Here is a 17547-nt window from a genome sequence, read left to right on the forward strand (position 1 = left end):
GCAAGTGTGACTATCCCTTCATCGCGTTCAACAGGTCCAGCAACCGTTTCCGATCATCGTCATCCGCATAGTCGCCGGTGGCCAGACGTTCCGCGATGCTCAGGCGCAAACGTTCCCGCTGGGTGCGTACCTCTTCACCAGCGGTTTCGGCCAGCGTCTTCATGATCATCGCTACTGCCTGTTGCCGCTTGGTGGTGGGGTTGGCGATATAATCGACGAGGCTTTGCTGACCGGAATCTAGGATGTTTTCGGCCAGAGCCCTCAACTGATCGCCATTCGGCAGCAGCGGGGCGGGGGTGCCCTCGGGTGGCAGGATTTCCGGCACGCTGCGCGGGGTTTCGGCCAAAGCGTTTGCGCCGTCGACAAAAGCCTCAGTAATCATCCGGGTGATCCTGATCGCGCGCGGGTCCTTGAACAGGGCCGAGGCGATGGCCACGCCGTAATCGGTATAGACCCACGGATTGACCCGCCGCCCGCCGCGGCCCTTGGGTTTTGAGATCACATTCTGTGATTGCAAATCGGCGACCTCGGCATCGGTCAGCTGAAAGCGGTAGCCCTCGAACAGGTCCTTGTTGCGCGACACGGCCTGATTGAAGGCGCTGACGGACTTTCCGTAGAACTGCGCCAGATCCTCGGCCAGCACGACGCGAGTGCCGCGCACCCGGTGAATGGCGCTTTGGACTTCATGCGTTGAGGGCAGAGCGTTTGGGCTCGTCATGGCAACCGTTTGGAATCACAATTTGTGATTTCAAACGTGAAGCAGCGGGCGCTGGGCTGCAACCTTGAAGTGTTAGCCGTCCGGATACGGTCAGGCGTATAGTTGAAAACGCCCACAAATCCCTCGTATCAATGCGAGATTTCGCGCTGTCGTGCTAGGGTGCGCCCGGCGAGGTCGCTCCGGCCCCGCTACATGGCAATTTCGCCAGACGAGGGAGGAAAGTGATGTTTGCGCGAATTACTCAATACAAAATGAAGCCCGGCACGCGGGAGGCGGCGACGGCGAAGATGAATGCGATGAAAGCGGAAATCATGGGGATGCCGGGGATGCATTGCTTTACCAATGTGATGAACGAGGATGGTTCGGGCTATGTGATCTCGGTCGTGGAAAGCGAGGCGACCTCGAACGCAAACGCGCCCAAAGTGGCCGAACTGTGGGGCCATTTCGCCGAATTCATGGAAGGCCCGCCCTCACCGGTGGGATACGATGTGATTGCGCATTGGGACAAGGGGTAAAGGTTTGGGCGGGGTTACCCGCCCTCATTTTCTAAGTCCTAGTGGGATGTGCAAGCGTTTCCCGCACCAACGCGGAGAACTGCGACGCGCGCACATCGCGCTGGGCGGTAATCTGGTAGCGCGCGGCGCTTTTGGCGGCATAACATTGATCGCTTGCTGAAGTGCTATAGTAAGACTTCTCAGCAACGAAGTCGGCCATTCTTTTGGCAGTGAGGCTGGAAAATCTCTATATTGCATAGCTTTATAAATTCACTATCAATCCTCGTATGATAGGATTACTGCTTCTTCTAATTGTTTCTATTTTTTTCGCATTTTTGTCGGTCGTGATCTTCGGCCCAATAATAACTTTGCCGCTGTTGGCTGGAGCGGTAGGAACCGTTCTCGCTGTTGTCCTGCTGGCCAGGCACTGGCATCGAAAACGAATAGAGTGGGTCGTTATCGATGGGTCGAACGTGCTTTATTGGGAAAACGATAAACCAGCTTTGCATTCGGTCAAATTAGTCATTGAAAAGTTGGTTTCGGACGGGTTTGAACCCATAGTCTGGTTTGATGCTAACATTGGTTATTTGGTTTCAGGCCGGTACATGAACCCCACTAACCTTTCCAAAGCTCTTCGATATCCAGCACGACGAATTTCAGTGGCCCCAAAAAGGACGCCTGCAGATCCTTTGTTGATCACCGACGCGGAACAATTGAATGCGCGCATAGTGACAAATGATCGTTTCAGAGATTGGGAAGAGCACTTCCCTCACATAACTCATCAAGACTTGTTTTTGCGAGGCCAGATCCGAAACAATCAAGTTCAATTCAAGTAGAATTCTACCGCTTCCTCCGCTTCACATTTCCGCCCCGCTGCCCCGGCCTGCCAGCCGTTGACCGTCCGCGTGATTTCACCGCGTCTTCTGAGGCTTTCTCGACCGCCCATTGCCGCGCCATTGGGTCGTCGGCGACGGCCAGATCGACTGCTTCCAGACGTTTGATCTCATCCCGGATGTTGGCGGCCTCTTCGAATTCCAGGTTCTCGGCGGCTTTGCGCATTTGCTCGCGCAGTCCGTCCAGATGGGCCTCGAGGTTCGCGCCGTGCATCGGTTTGTCGATGGTGGCGGTGACGCGGTTCATATCCACGTCGCCTTCGTAGAGACCGGCCAGAACGTCCTCGACATTCTTCTTCACCGTCTCCGGCGTGATGCCGTGTTCCTGATTATAGGCGAGCTGTTTGGCGCGACGGCGGTTGGTCTCGCCCAAGGCGCGCTCCATGGAACCGGTGATCTTGTCGGCATACATGATCACGCGGCCATCGGCGTTCCGCGCGGCGCGGCCGATGGTCTGGATCAGCGAGGTTTCCGAGCGCAGGAACCCCTCTTTGTCTGCATCCAGAATGGCGACCAGCCCGCATTCGGGGATGTCGAGCCCTTCGCGCAGCAGGTTGATGCCGACCAGTACGTCAAACGCCCCCAGTCGCAGGTCGCGAAGGATTTCGATGCGTTCCAGCGTGTCGATGTCCGAGTGCATGTAGCGGACCTTGATGCCCTGTTCGTGCAGGTATTCGGTCAGGTCCTCAGCCATGCGTTTGGTCAGCGTCGTGACCAGCGTACGGTAGCCATTGGCGGCGACCTTGCGTACCTCGTCCAGCAGGTCATCGACCTGCATCGAGACGGGGCGGATTTCGACCTCCGGGTCCAAGAGGCCCGTGGGGCGGATCACCTGTTCGGTGAAGATGCCGCCGGTCTGTTCGATCTCCCACTTCGCCGGGGTGGCCGAGACAAAGACGGATTGCGGGCGCATGGCGTCCCATTCCTCGAACTTCAGCGGGCGGTTGTCCATGCAGGACGGCAGGCGGAACCCGTGTTCGGCCAGCGTGAACTTGCGTCGGTAGTCGCCCCGGTACATGCCGCCAATTTGCGGGACGCTGACATGGGATTCGTCGGCAAAGACGATAGCGTTGTCGGGGATGAATTCGAACAGGGTCGGGGGCGGTTCACCCGGCGCGCGGCCCGTCAAGTAACGTGAGTAGTTCTCGATCCCGTTGCAGACGCCCGTGGCCTCGAGCATCTCAAGGTCAAAGTTGGTGCGCTGTTCCAGCCGCTGCGCCTCCAGCAGTTTGCCTTCGCCGACGAGTTGGTCCAGCCGGATGCGGAGTTCTTTCTTAATCCCAATAATCGCCTGCTGCATCGTCGGTTTCGGCGTCACGTAATGCGAATTCGCATAAACGCGCACCTGTTCCATCGTGGCGGCGCGCTCGCCGGTCAGGGGGTCGAATTCAGTAATCTGTTCCAGTTCCTCACCGAAGAACGAGAGCTTCCACGCGCGATCCTCAAGGTGGGCAGGCCAGATTTCCAGGGAATCGCCACGCACCCGGAACGACCCACGTTGAAACGCCTGATCGTTGCGCCGGTATTGCTGGGCCACCAGATCGGCCATCACCTGCCGTTGGTCGTATTCGTGGCCCACCTTCAGGTCCTGCGTCATTGCCCCATAGGTTTCGACCGAGCCGATACCGTAGATGCACGAGACCGAAGCCACGATGATCACGTCATCGCGTTCCAATAGTGCCCGCGTGGCCGAGTGGCGCATCCGGTCGATCTGTTCGTTGATCTGCGATTCTTTCTCGATATAGGTGTCCGACCGCGGCACATAGGCCTCGGGCTGATAGTAGTCATAGTACGAGACGAAGTATTCGACCGAGTTTTCCGGGAAGAAGCCCTTGAACTCTCCATAAAGCTGCGCCGCCAGCGTCTTGTTCGGCGCAAGAATGATGGCAGGGCGTTGGGTTTCCTCGATGACCTTGGCCATGGTGAAAGTCTTGCCCGTCCCGGTCGCGCCCAACAACACCTGATCGCGTTCGCCGTCGAGAACACCCCCGGCCAGTTCCTTGATGGCCGTGGGCTGGTCACCCGCCGGCGCAAATTCGGTGTGCATGACAAACTGCTTGCCGCCCTCGAGTTTCAGGCGCGCGCGCACGTCCTCTGCGGTCAGTTGGGTCTTGTCGGAATGGGCATAGGGCATAGGCAGGCTCCGGGTCAGACCCCTACATTTGTTCTTATTTTGTCCAACTGCAAGGGCTGATCCGGATTAGAATGCGCAGTTCTAATAATAGGCAAACTGCAGGTAAGGAATGTGGTCCGACTGCACTTTTTCAGCGAGCGCTTTCAGGTTGCGGTCCAAAACCCGCCCGATCATCGGCTTCAGTAGCATCTGCCCCAACAGCCAACCCAGAGGCCCATATTTCATTTGAAAGTCCATGCTCCAGACCACCCTTGAGCGGTTGTTCGCAAGTGGTTCGATAGCAATCGCTGCGTGCGCTTGGGCCAAAGGCATGGCAGACATGTCCGACAGTTGAACACGATAGCCCCGGTTGACTTGCCAGTCCGTGACTTCTTCTACCAATGAGGTGCCGTTTTCAAAGTGGCAGCGCCGTTTTGATCCCACGCCATTCTGGCCTCGTGTCAAGGCATCCTCGGATTTTACCTGAGGAGCGAATTCGTCGATATTCATGAACCGGCTCAGTACAGACCAGATGGCCTCGGGCCGGGCATCAATTTCCAGGGTTCTTTCGTGATGGATCATCTGTCTATCCTCGTCATGGGGTTCAACAATATTTAGATGACAGTGATGACAGTTTCTGGCATCAGAAGGGCCGGGCGATGCCGAAAGCCTGCGGGCGCGCCGCGACAATTGCGGACTTGTCCCCGTGCGCGCTCTGACGCATAACATCCCAAGCCAAGTGAGTACGGAGAGGCGACATGCGCGCACGGATTTACCAGCCTGCAAGGAATGCGATGACCTCGGGGATGGCCAAGACCCGCAAGTGGGTTCTGGAATATGCCCCTGCATCCGCGCGTGAGGTTGATCCGTTGATGGGCTGGACCTCATCCAGTGACACACAGACCCAGGTGCGTCTCAAGTTCGACACCAAGGAAGAAGCGCTGGACTATGCCGAGAGCAATGGGATTGATGCGGTTGTCAGCGAACCACACAAGCGCAAACCGAACCTGCGCGCCCGTGGCTATGGCGAGAATTTCGCAACCGACCGGCGCGGTCCCTGGACCCATTGAATGATCGAAATCCGCGAGGCCGACCCAACCTCGGACGCATTGCGCCCGGTGGTCGAGGCGCATTTTGCCCATAGCGAAACGGCAGGGCCTGCAGAAAGCAACCACACCATGGACGCCGAGTCGCTGGCAGGGCCGGGCATTCGGTTCTGGGCGATGTATGAGGCCGGCAAGCCGGTCGGGTGCGGTGCGCTTAAGACCCTGCCGGACAGTACGGCCGAGGTGAAATCCGTGCATATCATCTCAGAAGTGCGCGGGCGCGGGCTGGCGCGCACCATGATGAACCACCTGGCAATTCTGGCGCAGAGCGAAGGGTTTTCCGCCCTGGTTCTGGAAACCGGTGCCGACCACCTGCCCGAATATGACGCGGCCCGAAAGCTGTATGAGGCGCTGGGATATGCGTATTGCGGGCCGATCTACGGTTATGAAGACGACCTCAACAGCGCCTTCATGCGCTTGGCCCTTGAACCCCGCCCGTAAAAACCGCAAGAAGGGCGCAGCGGTCCCTTAGCTCAACTGGATAGAGCAGCTGACTTCTAATCAGCAGGTTGAGGGTTCGAGTCCTTCAGGGATCGCCATTTTACAACAACAGGTTAACACCCTGAGCTTGCAAACGCGTGGTTTTATTTTCGTTTGGGCGAAGATTTTCAACGGATCTTTATTAAAGGCCTGTTCGAAATTTGGAGAGTGGTCATACTCTGCCATCCAATAGGCCCAACGATTTCCCGCACCGTAACGAAAAAGTGGTAATCAAACGCGACGTGGGGCAGTCTGGAAACCTGCGCCCAGCCAGGAGGTTCCGAAATGCCCCGCTACAACGACATGTTCGAACTGTCGGTCAAGGACATAGACCTGATCGAAAGCTCACTCCGGATCGCATTGGCATCGCAGTCTCACGCACCTGCGCAAGAAGATGAAGACGAGAAATCGAAGCGGGAAGAAACGCTTCGCGACATTCAGGAACTGTTGGGGCGGCTTCACGACCAGAAGATATTCTACCGGCCCAAAAGCGGCGTTTACGTCGGGGGCTAGGCTGGGGACACGCGGCCCGGGCTTGGACGGTGTTCTGCGCGCTTCGTGAATACGTCACAGACGGATTGGCCCGATCAATGTACCTTTCGAATATTTTTAGAAAGGTCATTGTTATGCGAACATACAAAATCCCGACACAAAAGCTGAGCGTTGCGCCCGGAATCACGGTGAAATTTCACGGAAAAATCTGTGTGGATTTCCCTAAAGCCAGGATTGAGGTTCCAACAAGCGTAACAGGCTGCAAGGACCACACCTACCGCATCACTCTGGACCCCGCCAAAGGTCATTGGGACGGTCAGGACAGCCACAAATGGACGCTTGCAAACTACGAGGTGGTTGTTCGGCTGAGTATCGATCCAATCAGGCCGAGATTTGTAGGCGCCGAAGTCTTTCACCCGGTCAAGGGGAAGCGCCACCGGTTATGGCACGATGAGTTCGACATCTATGACCCTTACAAAGAGCGCAAGGTCGAGATGTTCGCGCAGGGCGCTTTTATCGATCCGATCAAATCGAATGCCGACCATACCTATGCGGTTGGATACGATGATGCCGGTAAGCGGAACTACCTGTGGCCTTGCGGGGGCGATCACGACGAAAATCAGCGGTCCATTGGTCATGGAATGGCCTTTCAACCCGAATGTGATTGCCTGTCGCAAATGCGAACCGATCCGCTGACAAAGGGTCTGGCCGGAATTCGGTACGGTCTCGACGGTGTCTGCCATCAGGCGACCAACAGGATCATGTGTACCGCCGGGCTCGAGGTGAACGACGCAAAAGGTTATAAATCAAAGGGCTGGACAAATCTGACGCACACGCTTTACGGGCGGTTGGGTCTGTTGGCCATTGACGGTCTGGGTGTCAAAAAGTGGAAAAGCATCTGCGACGGCTGCTTGACTAAGCGCTACCCGCGGTGTTCGGAAGAAACAGAGTTTTTGGTATCTCCAAACGAATATCCGGGACTGATGCAATCGCACGTGGATTTGCATCAGGAAATGATCGTCCAGTTGCGTCATGACCTGCTGGATGCCTACACGAAGCTTGCTGCCGGAAAGCTGACGCCAACGGAATACGCGGATGTGCTGAACGCATCCATCAATGGCCACAAGGCGCAGATGCAGGACGTTCTGGGTGACACCCTGCATGCAGAGATTTTTGAGGATATCGCCACTGTCGACGTGGTCGTCGTCGACCCCAAAATCGCCGAAGCCGTTTTTGAAAACGGTGTGTCGTAGTCACGGTTCAAGTGCAGTCACGCAGCAGTCCCGGCAACGAAGAACACTGCAAAGCCGGGCCTGCCACATCAGCTTTGTTATGCTAGTGCGGCCGGATTCTGCACCAATTTTCAGCACTGCGCAAAAACATCTTGCAACCGGTTGCAAAGCGAAACATTCTGTCACGCGAATAAAGGATTCGGGAGAATTGAATGCTGAGGATCGGATTGCTGGGGGCCGGACGTATCGGCCGCGTGCATGCGCAGGCGATCACCGCCCACCCCAAAAGCCAGCTATGTGCTGTGTCCGACGCGGTGGCAGAGGCGGCTGAAAGCCTTGCCTCGGACACCGGGGCCGAGGTCCGCAGTTCTGACGACATCATCGCGGACCCGTCAATCGATGCAGTGCTGATCGCCACGCCGACGCATACTCATTCCGACCTGATCGAGGCGGCAACCCGTGCCGGAAAGGCGGTTCTGTGTGAAAAACCTGTTGATCTGAACCTTGAACGCGCCATCGCCTGTCAAAAGGCCACCGCTGACAGTGGCCAACCCGTCATGATCGGGTTCAACCGCCGGTTCGACCCCAATTTTTCCGCGCTTAAGGCTGCGTTGGACGCAGGGGAAATCGGCAAATCCGAAATGTTGTCGATCACCTCATTCGACCCCGCTCCACCGCCGGTTGGTTATATCAAGGTGTCCGGCGGCTTGTTCCGGGACATGATGATCCACGATTTCGACATGGCGAATTATCTGATGGGTCAGCTGCCAAAAACCATCTCCGCCGTGGGGGCATCGGTTGTGGACCCCGAAATCGGCAAGGCCGGAGACGTGGATACCGCTGTTGTTACAATGAGTTATGATGATGGTCGGATAGCCGTCATCAAGAATTCCCGCCGGGCGGCCTACGGATATGATCAGCGCGTCGAACTGCTGGGTTCTGAGGGGTTGTTGCAGGCTCACAATATGCTGGAAAACACGGTGGTCAAATCCACCGACAAAGGCGTTGTCGGGGCGAAACCAACCTATTTCTTCCTGGAGCGTTACATGCCGGCCTATCAGGCGGAATGGGATGCGTTTGTACAGGCGGCCCTGACGGGTGCCGCGCTGTCGGTGACGCTGGAAGACGGGGTTGCCGCGCTTGCAATGGCCGAGGCCGCGACGCGGTCGGCGCAGTCCGGAAGGCCGGTTGACATGTCTGAAATTTTGAAACCGGTTGCAAAATGACCGGAATGCTTCAAACTGACATCAGCTCCGTATCAGATCGGAGTCGCAGAGATTCGGCGCTGCCGAATGATTGGGGCTGACACCCCGACACGAAAATAGACTGTTCTAATGGGAGGAAACAGAATGAATAAGTTCGTAAAGGGCGCACTGGCAGCAGGGGCTCTGGCGCTGGCGACACCTGCATTCGCGCAGGAGATTGTTGTCGTTTCGCACGGCCAGGCCAATGATGCCTTCTGGAACGTCGTCAAGAACGGTGTCGAACAGGCCGGCAAAGACGTGGGCGTGAACGTCGAATACCGCGCGCCTGAAACTTTCGACATGGTGGCCATGTCGCAGCTGATCGACGCAGCCGTGAACCAGGAACCCGATGGTCTGATCGTTTCGATCCCGGATGCGGATGCGCTTGGCCCGTCAATCGAACGCGCAGTTGCAGCCGGTATCCCGGTGATCTCGATCAACTCGGGTTCTGATGTTTCCAAGGAATTGGGCGCCCTGCTGCATGTCGGTCAGGACGAGTTCGACGCGGGCAAGGCTGCTGGCGAAAAACTGGCGTCGATGGGCGGCAGCACGGCGATTTGCGTCAACCACGAGGTGGGCAACGTCGCGCTTGACTTGCGTTGCGCGGGCTTCACCGAAGGTTTTGGCGGCAATGTCGAAGTTCTGCCGACCTCGAACGATCCGTCGGAAATCGAATCGAAGGTGGCTGCTGCGCTGGCCGCTAACGAAGCCATCGACACCGTCATGGCGCTGGGTGCCAGCTCGGCCGGTGAGCCTGCGGTTGCAGCCGTCAAAGGGTCTGGCCGCGACGTGAACGTCGCCTCGTTCGACCTGTCGGCAAACTTCCTGCAGTCGATCGCGGATGGCGACGCGGCCTTTGCCATCGACCAGCAGCAGTATCTGCAGGGCTACTTGTCGGTGAACTTTATGGGTCTGCACGCCAAATATGGCCTGATGCCCGGCGGCAACGTGCCTTCGGGTCCGAACCTGATCACGCAGGAAAAGGCGGCGCAGGTGATCGACCTGTCCGCGCAGGGCATCCGCTAGTCCCGGAAAGTTCCGGCAAACAACAGGATCGGCGCCAGAGCGCCGATCTCACCGAATTGGGAGGAAACCATGAGTGAGTCAGCGCCCGTCGTATCGGACGAAAGGGTCAAGAAAGAACCGTTCCTAACCAAACTCATGAAACGGCCTGAGTTGGGCGCCATGGCAGGTGCCGTCCTGGTTTTCGTGTTCTTTGCGATCACTGCGGATGAGTCGATGTTTACCCTTGCCGGCGTCATGAACTTCATGACCCCCGCCGCGCAGCTGGGGATTCTGGCCATCGGGGCCGCGCTGCTGATGATCGGCGGAGAGTTCGACTTGTCGATCGGGTCGATGGTCGCGTTCTCGGGGCTGTTTTTCGGCGTCTGCGTCGTGACCTGGCAATTGCCGCTGATCTTCGCCATCCCAATGACATTCCTGTTCGCGGCCTGTGTCGGTGCGATCAACGGCAATATCGTGATCCGCTCGGGCCTGCCATCGTTCATCGTGACGCTGGCGTTTCTGTTCATTCTGCGCGGCCTGTCCCTGGTTGGTTTGAAAATGGCGACAGGCGGCTCGACCCAGTTGCGCGGTGTGCGCGATGCGGTCGAAAACGACTGGCTGGCACCATTCTTTTCGGGCGAAGCGTTCGGCGGCCTGTTCGCCTGGCTGGCGGCCAACGGCATGATCGACACGTTCAAAAGCGGTGCGCCCAAGGTGCCGGGTATCCCGGTCGAAATCCTGTGGTTCATCGTCATCACGCTGGCGGCGACTTATGTGCTGCTGCGCACTCCGGTCGGAAACTGGATCTTCGCCTCGGGCGGGGATAGGGTTGCGGCTTCGAACTCGGGTGTTCCGGTCAACCGCGTCAAGGTTTCGCTGTTCATGCTGACCGCCTGCTGCGCCGCATTGGTTGCGATCATCACGGTGATGGACGCTGGTTCGACCGATGCGCGCCGGGGCTTCCAGAAAGAATTCGAGGCGATTATCGCCGCGGTTATCGGCGGCTGTCTGCTGACCGGCGGATATGGCTCGGCCATCGGGGCGTTCTTTGGCTCGATCATCTTCGGCATGGTTGTCATCGGCCTGACCTATACCGACTTCGATCAGGACTGGTTTCAGGTCTTCCTGGGCGCCATGCTGCTGATCGCCGTTCTGTTCAACAACGCGATCCGTAAACGCGTAACCGGGGAGCGCTGATATGACCGAAGACACCAAGTTTCACCACGGCGACGCGACCGATGCCGCCCCGATTGTGGAAATGAAAAATATCGAAAAGCACTTTGGCAATATCATCGCCCTTGCTGGCGTCAGCTTTGACGTCAAGCCCGGGGAATGCCACTGTCTGCTGGGCGACAACGGTGCGGGTAAATCCACTTTCATCAAGACCATGTCCGGCGTGCACAAACCCACCAAGGGCGAGATCTTTTTCGAAGGTCGGCCCCTGCATTTCGACACGCCGCGCGATGCGATGGAGGCGGGCATTGCGACCGTGTTCCAGGATTTGGCAATGATCCCGCTGATGAGCGTGACGCGCAATTTCTTCATGGGCCGCGAGCCTACCAAGGGCAAAGGTCTGCTCAAGCGGTTCGACGTCGATCAGGCAAACGATGTCTGCATGGAAGAGATGCGCAAGATGGGCATCAACCTGCGTGGGCCGGATCAGGCCGTGGGCACCCTGTCCGGGGGGGAGCGTCAAACCGTCGCCATCGCCCGTGCGGTCTATTTCGGTGCCAAGATCCTGATCCTGGACGAACCGACTTCGGCGCTTGGTGTGCGCCAGACTTCGAACGTGCTGGCCACCATCGACAAGGTGCGCAGCCAGGGTGTTGGCGTTGTCTTCATCAGCCACAACGTACGCCACGCGCTGGCGGTGGGCGACCGCTTTACCGTGCTGAACCGCGGCAAGACACTGGGCACTGCAAGGCGTGGCGAGATTACGCCGGAAGAGTTGCAGGACCTGATGGCAGGCGGTCAGGAGATGGCCCAGCTCGAAGGATCGCTCGGCGGGACCGTCTGAGCGACGAACGACAGGATGTTCCGCCGCAACGGGTGGGCCATCTAAACCCCGTGGCACCAGACGGCCGCACCCTGATCAGGCCGGTTCATGCGCCTGAAACCTTCAAAAATGCGAAACCCGACAGATTGCCCGCAGCGGCATGTGTTGAAAGGGATCAAGATGAGCAAGACAATCCGACTGACCGCCGCGCAAGCTCTGGTGCGCTATCTGGGGGCACAGATGAACGAGGGCGGAGAGCCTTTCATCGCCGGTGTCTGGGCGATTTTCGGTCACGGCAACGTGGCCGGTCTGGGCGAGGCCTTGCATGGTGTAAGGGACAGCCTGCCAACCTATCGCGGTCACAACGAGCAGACCATGGCGCATGCGGCCATTGCATATTCCAAACAAATGCGCCGCTCGCGTGCCATGGCCGTGACCTCGTCAATTGGTCCCGGCGCCACCAACATGGTGACGGCAGCGGCGCTGGCCCATGTGAACCGGCTGCCGGTTCTGCTGCTGCCCGGCGACGTGTTCGCCACGCGCGGTCCCGATCCGGTTCTGCAGCAGATCGAGGATTTCGGAGACGGTACCGTCAGCGCCAATGACTGCTTCAAACCGGTCAGCCGTTATTTCGACCGTATTTCCCGCCCCGAGCACCTGCTCACGGCGCTGCCGCGCGCCTTCCGCACCATGACCGACCCCGCCGATTGCGGGCCGGTAACGCTGGCCTTCTGTCAGGACGTGCAGGCCGAGGCCTACGACTACCCCGAAAGTTTCTTTGAACCCCGTGTCTGGTATCAACGCCGCATCCGCCCGGACGAGGGCGAACTGGCCCGCGCCGTGGCCGCGATCAGGGCAGCAAAACGCCCGGTTATCGTTGCCGGCGGGGGCGTGCACTATTCAGGCGCGACCGATGCGCTGCAAAGCTTTGTTGAAACGCATAACATTCCGATTGCCGAGACGCAGGCGGGCAAATCCGCGCTGGCCTGGGATCATCCGCTGAATCTGGGGCCCATTGGTGTGACCGGCGGGCAACCCGCCAATGATATCTGCGCCGAAGCCGATCTGGTCTTGGGCATCGGTACGCGTTTGCAGGATTTCACTACGGGCTCGTGGGGGCTGTTCTCGAATCCCGAGCGCGAAATGGTGTGCCTGAACACTGCTGCCTATGACGCCGAGAAGCACGGCGCGATGCCACTGCAATCTGATGCGCGTGTCGGGTTGGAGGAGTTGGGCGTCGCTCTTCAGGGCTACCGCGCTGATCCCGTAGCTGACACGCTGAAGGCGGAATGGTTCGGCAAGGTCGACAAACTGACAGACGCGCCCGGCGACGGCAATGCCCTGCCCACGGACATGCAGGTGGTGGGCGCGGTTCAGCGCGCCGCGCATGACGATACAGTGGTCATGTGCGCGGCGGGCACCATGCCGGGTGAGTTGCACAAGCTGTGGAAAGCGCCGCGCCCCGGTGCCTACCACATGGAATACGGCTTTAGCTGCATGGGGTACGAGATCGCGGGGGCGATGGGCATCAAGATGGCCCAGCCCGATCGGGACGTGATCTGCTTTACAGGCGACGGCACCTATATGATGGCGAACTCGGAAATGGCGACGGCGGCGATGATGGGTGTCTCTTTCACCGTGGTCATTACCGACAACCGCGGCTTTGGCTGCATCAACCGTCTTCAGATGGGTACGGGTGGGGCCGAGTTTAACAACCTGCTGGATCATGCGGTGCATGAGAACCCCTCGGCCATTGATTTTGCAGCCCATGCGGCGGCGATGGGGGCGACATCGGTCAAGGTCAGCAGCATTGCCGAACTGGAAGATGCGCTTGCCAAACGTGGCGAGGTCACAGGACCTTATGTGGTGGTGATCGACACCGATCCGTACCCCTCGACCGAATATGGCGGCACATGGTGGGAAGTGGCGGTTCCCGAGGTCAGCATCCGCCCTGAAGTGAATGAAAAGCGCGCGGCCTATGAAGTCGCCATCAAGGAAAGAAACACGAAATGAGCGTGAAAATCGGGATCTCTCCGATCGCCTGGCAAAATGATGACCTGCCGGATCTGACCGCCGCCTATACAATGGAGCAGGCGCTGAAGGAGTCGCGTGAGATCGGTTACACCGGTGTCGAACGCGGCCAGCGGATGCCCGGCGACACTGACGGGCTGCGCGCCTATCTGGAAGGCAATGATATCGCGCTATGCGGTGGCTGGTGCTCGGGCGCGTCGCTGGTCAACGATTTCGCGACAGAGCGTGAGGCCGTGCGCGAGCAGGTCGAGCAATTCGTGGCTCTGAACAGTCCGTGCATCGTCTATGCCGAATGCTCGAACACCGTGCAGGGTCAGATCGGCACCCCGGTCAACAACCGCCCGAAAATGTCCAGGGACGAGGTCTTGGCCTATGCCGCCAAGATCACCGAGCTGGCGAAATGGATGGCGGATCAGGGTATGCCGATGGCCTACCACCACCACATGGGCACGATCATCGAAACCGAAGATGACGTGAACTGGCTGATGGAAGGGTCGGGCCCAGAGGTAAAGCTATGTTTCGACACCGGCCACCTGCTGTTTGGCGGTGGGGACGTTCTGGCCGCCCTGAGCCGCTGGGGCGACCGGGTGCACCATGTCCATTTCAAAGACATCCGTCCGGCGGTCGTGCAAGACGTGCACGAGAACAACCGCAGCTTTCTGGATGCGGTGATTGCCGGCGCGTTCACGGTTCCGGGCGATGGCTGCATCGACTTTCAGGCCGTGTCCAATGCGCTGAAAGCGATGGATTACGACGGCTGGATCGTGGTCGAGGCCGAGCAGGACCCGGCCAAAGCGCCGCCCTATGAATACTCCAAGAAAGGTTACGACCACATCGTCGAGGTCTGTGGTCAGGCCGGATTGGAGATCGTCGCGTAACATCCGCCCAATTGGGCAACACCTTGGCCATGAGAAAGGAGAACGTCATGGTAGATCGGGACCTTGGTTTTGTCGGTTATTTCGACCGGGAATCCTGTGATCTGGATGAATTCAAGGTGCTGACCTCTCAGAATCTCGACGCCGACGCGGTGCCATATGCCGCGTCGGTCGAGAAGAACGTTCCAATCTACGACATGCAGGCCTTGCGCCCTGTGCTGGAACAAGCGGATCAGCGCCAGGCGCTGTTGGCAGAGTGGGGTCGCGTTCTGGACAAATCCGCGGGCGTGATCGCCCTGAAAGGTGCCTTCGCGGACACGTCCGTGATCGACCGGGCCAGCGATGTCTTCCATCAGATCATCGCAGAAGAACGCCAAAGCGGCGCGGGTGAGGGCGATCACTTTGCCGCATCGGGCGCCAATGACCGGGTCTGGAACGCGCTGCAAAAGCAGTGCCTACGTGACCCTGAAGGCTTTGCGCTTTATTTCGGAAATACGGTCATCTCCGCCGCTTGTGAGGCGTGGTTGGGGCCGAACTATCAGGTCACGGCCCAGATCAATCAGGTACGTCCCGGAGGCAAGGCCCAGCAGGCGCACCGCGATTACCATCTGGGGTTCCAGAGCGCCGACACGGCCGCGCGCTATCCGGCGCACGCCCATCTGGTTACCGCATCTTTGACCTTGCAGGGGGCGGTTGCCCATTGCGACATGCCGATCGAAAGCGGCCCGACCAAGCTGCTGCCGTTCTCGCAGCTTTATCCGCCGGGCTATCTGGCCTTTCATGACGCGGCGCATCGGGCGCATTTCGAACAAAACTGTATTCAGTTGCCTTTGGAAAAAGGGGATGCGGTGTTCTTCAACCCGGCCCTGTTTCATGCCGCAGGGGAAAACAGCAGCGCGGATATTCACCGGATGGCGAACCTGCTGCAGATTTCATCCGCCTTTGGCCGCGCGATGGAGGCGATTGACCGGCGTTCCATGTCTCAGGCTGTGTTTCCGGCGCTGATTGCACTGAGACAACGCGGTGAACTCAGCACGGCAGAGTTGGATGCAGCTATTGCCGCAACGGCCGAGGGTTATCCGTTTCCAACCAATCTGGACACCGACCCACCCATCGGTGGCAACGCGCCCGAAAGTCAGGCCGACATCCTGCGCCGGGCTGTGTCTGAGGGATGGACCGAAGCGCAACTGTCCGAGGCCTACGCAGCCCTGCAAACAAGGCAAGCTGCCTGAATTCAAGACACTGGCGGGCCGTCAAGGCCCGCCCAATAAGGAGAAAACACATGGCAGACCTTCTGAAAAAGCCGTTCGGAACCCGGGGCAAGGTGCACGATATCACGCCCGCAAGTGCCGGGTGGCGCTACGTCGGCTTCGGGCTTTACCATCTGAAAGCGGGCGACCGGGCAGCCGAGGCAACCTGCGACCGCGAGGTCATTCTGGTGATGGTTGAAGGCAAGGCACAGATCCGCGGAGCGGAGCAGGACTGGGGCGTTCTGGGTGACAGGATGAGTGTTTTTGAGAAAACCCCGCCGCATTGCCTGTACCTGCCGAACGGAACCGAGTGGGAGGCCGTCGCCGAAACCGACTGCGTCATCGCCGTATGCTCGGCCCCGGGCAGGGGCGGACATCAGGCCCGCCGCATCGGTCCCGATGGGATTACCCTGACCGAACGGGGCAAGGGTGTGAACACGCGCTACATCAACAACATCGCGATGGAGAATGAAGACTACGCAGACAGCCTGCTGGTAACTGAAGTGTTCACGCCGAACGGGCACTGGTCCAGCTATCCCAGCCACCGCCATGACGAGGATGACTATCCGCGCATCACCTATCTTGAGGAAACCTATTACCACCGCCTGAACCCCGCCAATGGATTTGGCATTCAAAGGGTCTATACCGATGACGAGCAGCTGGATGAGACGATGGCCGTCTCGGATGGCGATGTTGTGACCGTCCCGCGCGGACATCACCCTTGCGGTGCGCCATATGGTTTTGAGATGTATTACCTGAATGTCATGGCCGGGCCGCTGCGAAAGTGGCGCTTTGTTCCGGCCCCCGAAGTTGAATGGATCATGGAGCGGGACGGTTGACAGATAGCTTTGCCAGTTACCCCAGCCTTGCAGGCAAAACCGTCTTCGTCACAGGCGGCGCTGGCGGCATCGGGGCCGAAACCGTGCGGGCCTTTGCCGCACAGGGTGCGAAGGTAGGGTTTCTGGACATCAACGCGGATGCCGGGCTCGCCTTGCTGGCCGATCTGGACGGCGAGCACGCCTTTGCCCAATGCGATCTGCGCGATATCGAAGCCCTGCAGACGGCAATCGGAGAACTGGCCGACGAATTGGGTGCTGCCGATGTACTGGTCAACAATGCCGCCCATGACGACCGCCACGACTGGCGCGAAGTGACGGCCGAGTATTGGGATGAACGTATGGCGATCAACCTTCGCCACATGTTCTTTGCCATTCAGTCTGTTGCCCCGGGCATGATTGCAAAAGACGGCGGCTCAATCATCAATCTCGGCTCGAATTCCTGGTGGGAGGCCGGGGCCGGTTTCCCCGCCTACGCCACGGCAAAATCCGCCGTTCACGGCCTGACCCGAACCATGGCGCGCGAGCTTGGAGACCACCGGATTCGCGTCAACACCGTTGTGCCCGGCTGGATCATGACAGACCGGCAGAAAGACCTGTGGGTGACGCCCGAAGCGCTGGCAAAACAGGTTGACCGGCAATGTCTGCCCGACGCCATCGATCCCGTCTACGTGGCCCGCATGGTTCTGTTTCTGGCCTCTAATGATGCCGCGATGTGCAGCGCTGGCAATTTCATGGTCGAAGGTGGCTCGATCTGAGTCCGATTTCCAAGGAGAGCTGGC

At 58.8% G+C, this 17547-nt stretch carries 18 protein-coding genes and 1 tRNA gene; 16 read left to right on the forward strand and 3 right to left on the reverse strand.

Annotated elements, in window-relative coordinates; genetic code table 11:
• Positions 1 to 10: 10 nt before the first annotated feature.
• Positions 11 to 718, reverse strand: a complete 708-nt coding sequence (locus tag AC2FIR_RS02670; protein ID WP_496745143.1) for an ORF6N domain-containing protein — start codon at positions 716 to 718, stop codon at positions 11 to 13.
• Positions 719 to 942: 224 nt separating this feature from the next.
• Between AC2FIR_RS02670 and AC2FIR_RS02675 the strand changes: the two genes are divergently transcribed.
• Both AC2FIR_RS02675 and AC2FIR_RS02680 read left to right on the forward strand, forming a co-directional pair.
• Positions 943 to 1233, forward strand: coding sequence for a hypothetical protein (locus tag AC2FIR_RS02675; protein WP_170614193.1), 291 nt, complete (start codon positions 943 to 945; stop codon positions 1231 to 1233).
• Positions 1234 to 1499: 266 nt separating this feature from the next.
• Complete coding sequence (locus AC2FIR_RS02680) at positions 1500 to 2048, forward strand: NYN domain-containing protein (RefSeq protein WP_170614194.1); 549 nt, start codon at positions 1500 to 1502, stop codon at positions 2046 to 2048.
• A gap of 4 nt (positions 2049 to 2052) precedes the next feature.
• On the opposite strand, the gene uvrB is transcribed toward AC2FIR_RS02680, so the two are convergent.
• Positions 2053 to 4239 carry an excinuclease ABC subunit UvrB gene (gene uvrB / locus AC2FIR_RS02685; protein ID WP_496745139.1) on the reverse strand — a complete coding sequence of 729 codons (2187 nt, stop codon included), beginning with the start codon at positions 4237 to 4239 and terminating at the stop codon, positions 2053 to 2055.
• Positions 4240 to 4320: 81 nt separating this feature from the next.
• A complete protein-coding gene (locus AC2FIR_RS02690) occupies positions 4321 to 4800 on the reverse strand; it encodes an SRPBCC family protein (protein ID WP_496745137.1) in 480 nt (159 codons plus the stop codon).
• Between the two features lie 176 nt (positions 4801 to 4976).
• Between AC2FIR_RS02690 and AC2FIR_RS02695 the strand changes: the two genes are divergently transcribed.
• The 14 genes from AC2FIR_RS02695 (at position 4977) to AC2FIR_RS02760 (ending at position 17523) form a co-directional block, all read left to right on the forward strand.
• Complete coding sequence (locus AC2FIR_RS02695) at positions 4977 to 5288, forward strand: ETC complex I subunit (RefSeq protein WP_496745135.1); 312 nt, start codon at positions 4977 to 4979, stop codon at positions 5286 to 5288.
• Complete coding sequence (locus AC2FIR_RS02700) at positions 5289 to 5765, forward strand: GNAT family N-acetyltransferase (RefSeq protein WP_496745134.1); 477 nt, start codon at positions 5289 to 5291, stop codon at positions 5763 to 5765. It begins immediately after the preceding gene.
• A 21-nt stretch (positions 5766 to 5786) separates the two neighbouring features.
• A tRNA-Arg gene (locus AC2FIR_RS02705) sits at positions 5787 to 5863 on the forward strand.
• Positions 5864 to 6089: 226 nt separating this feature from the next.
• Positions 6090 to 6317, forward strand: a complete 228-nt coding sequence (locus AC2FIR_RS02710; RefSeq protein ID WP_496745132.1) for a hypothetical protein — start codon at positions 6090 to 6092, stop codon at positions 6315 to 6317.
• A gap of 113 nt (positions 6318 to 6430) precedes the next feature.
• Positions 6431 to 7549, forward strand: coding sequence for a hypothetical protein (locus tag AC2FIR_RS02715; protein ID WP_496745130.1), 1119 nt, complete (start codon positions 6431 to 6433; stop codon positions 7547 to 7549).
• A 191-nt stretch (positions 7550 to 7740) separates the two neighbouring features.
• Positions 7741 to 8754 carry an inositol 2-dehydrogenase gene (iolG, locus tag AC2FIR_RS02720; protein ID WP_496745128.1) on the forward strand — a complete coding sequence of 338 codons (1014 nt, stop codon included), beginning with the start codon at positions 7741 to 7743 and terminating at the stop codon, positions 8752 to 8754.
• A gap of 123 nt (positions 8755 to 8877) precedes the next feature.
• A complete protein-coding gene (locus tag AC2FIR_RS02725; protein ID WP_170614202.1) occupies positions 8878 to 9798 on the forward strand; it encodes a sugar ABC transporter substrate-binding protein in 921 nt (306 codons plus the stop codon).
• A gap of 69 nt (positions 9799 to 9867) precedes the next feature.
• Positions 9868 to 10974, forward strand: a complete 1107-nt coding sequence (locus AC2FIR_RS02730; RefSeq protein ID WP_170614203.1) for an ABC transporter permease — start codon at positions 9868 to 9870, stop codon at positions 10972 to 10974.
• A 1-nt stretch (position 10975) separates the two neighbouring features.
• On the forward strand, positions 10976 to 11794 hold the full coding sequence (locus tag AC2FIR_RS02735; RefSeq protein WP_170614204.1) for an ATP-binding cassette domain-containing protein: 819 nt from the start codon (positions 10976 to 10978) through the stop codon (positions 11792 to 11794).
• A 159-nt stretch (positions 11795 to 11953) separates the two neighbouring features.
• Complete coding sequence (gene iolD, locus AC2FIR_RS02740; RefSeq protein WP_496761886.1) at positions 11954 to 13786, forward strand: 3D-(3,5/4)-trihydroxycyclohexane-1,2-dione acylhydrolase (decyclizing); 1833 nt, start codon at positions 11954 to 11956, stop codon at positions 13784 to 13786.
• Entirely contained in the window at positions 13783 to 14682 is a 900-nt protein-coding gene (gene iolE / locus AC2FIR_RS02745; protein ID WP_496745124.1) for a myo-inosose-2 dehydratase, read from the forward strand. The genes iolD and iolE overlap by 4 nt, the downstream gene beginning before the upstream one ends.
• 47 nt (positions 14683 to 14729) lie before the next feature.
• Positions 14730 to 15911, forward strand: a complete 1182-nt coding sequence (locus AC2FIR_RS02750; RefSeq protein ID WP_496745122.1) for a phytanoyl-CoA dioxygenase family protein — start codon at positions 14730 to 14732, stop codon at positions 15909 to 15911.
• Between the two features lie 50 nt (positions 15912 to 15961).
• Complete coding sequence (gene iolB / locus AC2FIR_RS02755; protein WP_496745120.1) at positions 15962 to 16768, forward strand: 5-deoxy-glucuronate isomerase; 807 nt, start codon at positions 15962 to 15964, stop codon at positions 16766 to 16768.
• Positions 16744 to 17523 (forward strand): SDR family NAD(P)-dependent oxidoreductase, encoded by a 780-nt coding sequence (locus AC2FIR_RS02760; protein ID WP_496761888.1) that lies wholly within the window; start codon positions 16744 to 16746, stop codon positions 17521 to 17523. Before iolB ends, AC2FIR_RS02760 begins: the two co-directional genes overlap by 25 nt.
• Positions 17524 to 17547 lie beyond the last annotated feature (24 nt).

It is taken from the genome of Ruegeria sp. CDSB136 (genome assembly GCF_059610965.1).

Excerpts from the sequence above, each read along its gene's own strand:
- AC2FIR_RS02670 (WP_496745143.1), bottom strand. The coding sequence starts at position 718 with ATGACGAGCCCAAACGCTCTGCCCTCAACGCATGAAGTCCAAAGCGCC.
- AC2FIR_RS02675 (WP_170614193.1), top strand. The coding sequence starts at position 943 with ATGTTTGCGCGAATTACTCAATACAAAATGAAGCCCGGCACGCGGGAG.
- AC2FIR_RS02680 (WP_170614194.1), top strand. The coding sequence starts at position 1,500 with ATGATAGGATTACTGCTTCTTCTAATTGTTTCTATTTTTTTCGCATTT.
- uvrB (WP_496745139.1), bottom strand. The coding sequence starts at position 4,239 with ATGCCCTATGCCCATTCCGACAAGACCCAACTGACCGCAGAGGACGTG.
- AC2FIR_RS02690 (WP_496745137.1), bottom strand. The coding sequence starts at position 4,800 with ATGATCCATCACGAAAGAACCCTGGAAATTGATGCCCGGCCCGAGGCC.
- AC2FIR_RS02695 (WP_496745135.1), top strand. The coding sequence starts at position 4,977 with ATGCGCGCACGGATTTACCAGCCTGCAAGGAATGCGATGACCTCGGGG.
- AC2FIR_RS02700 (WP_496745134.1), top strand. The coding sequence starts at position 5,289 with ATGATCGAAATCCGCGAGGCCGACCCAACCTCGGACGCATTGCGCCCG.
- AC2FIR_RS02710 (WP_496745132.1), top strand. The coding sequence starts at position 6,090 with ATGCCCCGCTACAACGACATGTTCGAACTGTCGGTCAAGGACATAGAC.
- AC2FIR_RS02715 (WP_496745130.1), top strand. The coding sequence starts at position 6,431 with ATGCGAACATACAAAATCCCGACACAAAAGCTGAGCGTTGCGCCCGGA.
- iolG (WP_496745128.1), top strand. The coding sequence starts at position 7,741 with ATGCTGAGGATCGGATTGCTGGGGGCCGGACGTATCGGCCGCGTGCAT.
- AC2FIR_RS02725 (WP_170614202.1), top strand. The coding sequence starts at position 8,878 with ATGAATAAGTTCGTAAAGGGCGCACTGGCAGCAGGGGCTCTGGCGCTG.
- AC2FIR_RS02730 (WP_170614203.1), top strand. The coding sequence starts at position 9,868 with ATGAGTGAGTCAGCGCCCGTCGTATCGGACGAAAGGGTCAAGAAAGAA.
- AC2FIR_RS02735 (WP_170614204.1), top strand. The coding sequence starts at position 10,976 with ATGACCGAAGACACCAAGTTTCACCACGGCGACGCGACCGATGCCGCC.
- iolD (WP_496761886.1), top strand. The coding sequence starts at position 11,954 with ATGAGCAAGACAATCCGACTGACCGCCGCGCAAGCTCTGGTGCGCTAT.
- iolE (WP_496745124.1), top strand. The coding sequence starts at position 13,783 with ATGAGCGTGAAAATCGGGATCTCTCCGATCGCCTGGCAAAATGATGAC.
- AC2FIR_RS02750 (WP_496745122.1), top strand. The coding sequence starts at position 14,730 with ATGGTAGATCGGGACCTTGGTTTTGTCGGTTATTTCGACCGGGAATCC.
- iolB (WP_496745120.1), top strand. The coding sequence starts at position 15,962 with ATGGCAGACCTTCTGAAAAAGCCGTTCGGAACCCGGGGCAAGGTGCAC.
- AC2FIR_RS02760 (WP_496761888.1), top strand. The coding sequence starts at position 16,744 with ATGGATCATGGAGCGGGACGGTTGACAGATAGCTTTGCCAGTTACCCC.